This window comes from Longimicrobium sp. (assembly GCF_036554565.1).
In the GTDB taxonomy this organism is placed as follows: domain Bacteria; phylum Gemmatimonadota; class Gemmatimonadetes; order Longimicrobiales; family Longimicrobiaceae; genus Longimicrobium.
This window is the reverse complement of sequence record NZ_DATBNB010000465.1, coordinates 1-3,857: the sequence shown is the minus strand read 5'-3', so window position 1 is coordinate 3,857 and position 3,857 is coordinate 1. Positions and strand designations below refer to the sequence as shown.

General features: G+C 71.0%; 4 protein-coding genes. 3 read left to right on the top strand and 1 reads right to left on the bottom strand.

What is annotated here, in order from left to right; genetic code table 11:
• Positions 1-687: 687 nt before the first annotated feature.
• Entirely contained in the window at positions 688-1,659 is a 972-nt protein-coding gene (locus VIB55_RS12805) for a COX15/CtaA family protein (protein WP_331877040.1), read from the bottom strand.
• Between the two features lie 198 nt (positions 1,660-1,857).
• On the opposite strand from VIB55_RS12805, the gene VIB55_RS12800 reads away from it, so the two are divergent.
• From VIB55_RS12800 to VIB55_RS12790, 3 genes are read left to right on the top strand one after another with little or no spacing between them, the layout of a single operon-like run.
• Positions 1,858-2,943, top strand: a complete 1,086-nt coding sequence (locus VIB55_RS12800; RefSeq protein WP_331877039.1) for a heme o synthase — start codon at positions 1,858-1,860, stop codon at positions 2,941-2,943.
• On the top strand, positions 2,940-3,203 hold the full coding sequence (locus tag VIB55_RS12795) for a hypothetical protein (RefSeq protein ID WP_331877038.1): 264 nt from the start codon (positions 2,940-2,942) through the stop codon (positions 3,201-3,203). Before VIB55_RS12800 ends, VIB55_RS12795 begins: the two co-directional genes overlap by 4 nt.
• Before the next feature lie 40 nt (positions 3,204-3,243).
• On the top strand, positions 3,244-3,789 hold the full coding sequence (locus VIB55_RS12790) for a DinB family protein (protein WP_331877037.1): 546 nt from the start codon (positions 3,244-3,246) through the stop codon (positions 3,787-3,789).
• Positions 3,790-3,857 lie beyond the last annotated feature (68 nt).

Sequence of the window (3,857 nt, the reverse complement as noted above, 5' to 3'; positions counted from 1 at the left end):
CCCCCCATCCCCAACCCTTCCCCCGCAAACAGCCGCGGGGGAAGGGAGCCAGTGTTGCGCGCTTCGGGGAGTCCGGCGCATTCCCCCGCTGCCCTAGCGAGTGATGGAGCGTGTCGAGTGGCGGCGGCGCATTCCCCGGCTGCCCTCTCGCCCCGGCCCCCTCTCCCGCAAGCGGGAGAGGGGGAGAATTCGATCGCGCTTCGGCAGGTGTGGCGCACACTGTGATCCCGACGGAGCGGCCACGCCGAACCGGCCCTGGCGACTTAGACAGCAGCGACCGAGGGATCCGCCACACACTCCGGGCGGCGCCCGGCGGTCGTGGAGTGAGCCGGGTCCGCTGATCCGGGCGTATACGCCCGAACGACACCGAGTGATGTGTTCCTGCCGTTCCGGAGTGGTGTCGCGAGGTGTGTGGCGGATCCCTCAGTCGCTGCGACGTGTGTTGTGCGGGCAGGTTGGCCGGGGTCGCTCCTTCGGGATGACAGCGCGCGCGTCGGCGGGTCGGGTGTGCGCGTCGGGTGTGCGCGTCGGGTGCGCGCGTCTGGATTCTGGAGGTGCGATCGGACCGCACGTGCAATCAAGCCTGGATCCGGGTCTCCCCCTCCCCTGCGCAGCGGGGGAAGGGGGCCGGGGGGAGGGGGCTCCCTCCGCGTGAGCGGCAGCCCGTCGAGCCGGGTGGACCCCCGCTCAGATCGCCGCCGGCTCCGGTACCGGGACGCGTGTGGCATCCGCCGGGTGGCTGCCCGAATCGCGGTCAGCCAGGGCCGAGGCTGCGGTCAGGACGAGGGTGATCCACAGCGCGTCGGCCAGCAGCAGGTGAATGATCTGCATCCACACGGGAACCAGCAGCACCACGTTCACCGTCCCCGCGACGATCTGCAATCCGAACAGCCACGCGAGCATCCGCGAAAACCGCACGGTTGCCGGGTCCGGCCGCATCCTGCGCACCGCCGCGCCCGAGACGACGACGAACGAGCCGGTGGCGATGGCGATGGCAGGGTGAACCACTCGCAGCCGCTCCAGGAAGTGCGCCGTGGGCGACACGTTCAGCCCAACCGACGTCTTGGGGAACAGGGTGTCGCCGAGCGCGGTGATGGCGCCCGTCACCCCGACGATCACCGTCAGCACGATGGCGGAAAGCATCAGCACCGCCGCGGCGCCTTGGCCGCGCAGGCGGATGCGCGGCGCCCCGGTGGCCCACCAGGCGGTGAGCGTGATGGCGCCCAGCAGGAAGAAGGTGTTCACCAGGTGAAGCGCCATCATGAACGCCCGCCACCCCGACGAGTTGGCGCCCACCAGCTCCAGCAGCACCAGCCCGGCGCCCACCGCCGCCTCGGTGAGCATCAGCACCACCGAGGCGACCGCACCGGCCCGCGCGGGTGCGCCCTTCGGCAGGCAACGGAAGCCGTAGAGGAGCAGCGCCACGACGGCGAGGAGCGCCAGGCCGCTAGTGGCCCGGTGCGTGAACTCGATGATGGTTTCGGCCGAGGGGCTGCGCGGGATCGTCTGCCCGTTGCAGCGCGGCCAGTGGCGCCCGCACCCCGCGCCGGACCCCGTGGCGCGCACGTACGCGCCCCACAGCACCACGGCCACGGTGTACGCCAGCACCACCTGCGCGGCGCGGGCAAAGCCCTTGTGGGCGTTGGGGTTGATGGACATCAGGGGGTGCGCGGGTGATGGCTGCGACGGCGCACCACGGTACAGGGACGGGGCGCGCGCGCGCAAGTGGTTGAACGCTTTGGGCTTGGCGGGCGTGGGGCAATCTCCCGCCGGCTGTGGGGAATCCCCCGCGGAGGGTGGCGCTCCGGAGCCGCTGGCGTATATTTGGGCCACCTTGCACCCGGAACGACCAGGTTGATGTCCGACGCGATCGCCGCCCTTTCCACCGAAGCCCTGAGCGCCCCCCGGCCCGCGCCTCCGCGCGACGGGGCCGACGCGCAGATGACCACGGCCACGCAGCGGGCCGGGATGGCCGCCGCGCGCACCGGTTCGGGGGGCGTGGCGCAGCGGCTGCGCGACTACGTGACGCTCACCAAGCCGCGCATCATCTCGCTGCTGCTGGTGACCACGGCCGCGCCCATGTTCATCGCGCTGGGCCGCATGCCGGGCGTGGGCGTGCTGCTGTGGACGCTGCTGGGCGGGTACCTGATGGCGGGCGGGGCCAACGCCATCAACATGTTCATGGACCGCGACATCGACGTGCACATGCCGCGGACGAAGCTGCGGCCCATCCCCAGCGGCCGCATGTCGCCGGGGCACGTGCTGGCGTTCGGCATTACGCTGGGCGCGGCGGCGTTCGCGCTCTTCGCGTTCAAGGTCAACCTGATCAGCGCCATCCTCGCGCTGGCCGGGCTCCTGTTCTACGTCTTCGTCTACACGCGCTGGCTGAAGCGCACCTCGCCGCAGAACATCGTCATCGGCGGGGCGGCGGGGGCGTTTCCGCCGCTGGTGGGGTGGGCCGCGGCCACCGGCGAGATCTCGCTGACGGCCGTCTACCTGTTCATGATTGTGTTCTTCTGGACGCCGCCGCACTTCTGGGCGCTGGCGCTGGTCAAGCAGAAGGACTACGGCCGCGCGGGCGTGCCCATGGCGCCCAACGTCTGGGGCGAGCGCGAGACCATGAAGCAGATGCTGCTGTACACGCTCATCCTGGTGCCGCTGTCGCTGGGCCCGGTGACGTACGGCGGGCTGGGCGCGTTCTACGGGGTGATGGCGGCCATCCTGGGGCTGTGGTTCCTGCGCGACGTGGTGCGGGTGATGCGCGCGGCGGATTTCGTGAAGCCGGCGTGGGCGCTGTACCGCAACTCGCTGCTGTACCTGGCCCTGCTCTTCGTGGCGATGGCCATCGACGGCGTGGTTTCGGCCGAGGGCGCGCGCGAGCCCGGCGTCGTGTTCGTCCGCTCGTCGCCCGTAGCCGTCGCCGCGGAGCCCGCCGCGCCGTGAGCAGGGAAGCCAACATCGGCTTTCAGGCCAGGAGCCCGTCGGGGGACGAGGGCTACGTCATCATGCTCTTTCCCCCGGATGCCGATGGAACGGTGCGCTACCGCGAGTGGGCGTGCGACCAGGACCCGGAGCTTCCCGGGCACGACCGGCAGGCGTTGGCCTCCGACCTGATCCGCCAGGTGGAGGAGTGGCGCCGCGCCGGGTGGAAGTTCACCGAATCGCCCATCCGCATCACCCACTGGCTGACCGAAGGCCGCTGACCGGCGGCCTTTTCCCATCCCTCCCCACCCCTCCGCACCCATGCCCGCGACCGTGCCGCGTACCGACGCGCGCTGGCGTTCGGCGCTCGAAGAGCACCAGGTGGCGCTCGCCGGCTATCTGAATGCCGCCGCCGCGCTCCCCGCCGACGCCTGGACCACGCCCTGGCAGCCCGGCAAGTGGACCCCCGCCGAGATCACCGAGCACCTGGCGCTGACGTACCGCGTGTTCATCGGCGAGGCGACCACGGGAGCGACGATGAAGCTGAAGCTGACGCCCTTTCGCCGCCGCATGCTGAAGCTTCTCCTCCTCCCGCACATGCTCTTCCACCGCAAGTTCCCCAAGGGTGCCCGCGCCCCGCGCGAGGTGCGTCCGCACACACCCGGCGGAACCCGCGATGAGGCACTGGCGCAGCTGCGAACGCTCGGGGAGCAGTTCGAGCGCGCCTCCGAAACGGCGCGCGGGGCAGGGAAGCCGGGGCTGACGCACCCCTACTTCGGCCTGATCGACTGGAACCGCGGCATGCGCTTCGCCGCGCTGCACATCGAGCATCATCGCGGGCAGATCGCGCGGAAGCGGAGTGCGTGAGTGGGGGAAGTGCGTGTGTGCGTGAGTGCGTGAGTGCGTGAGTGCGAAAGTGCGAAAGTGCGAAAGTG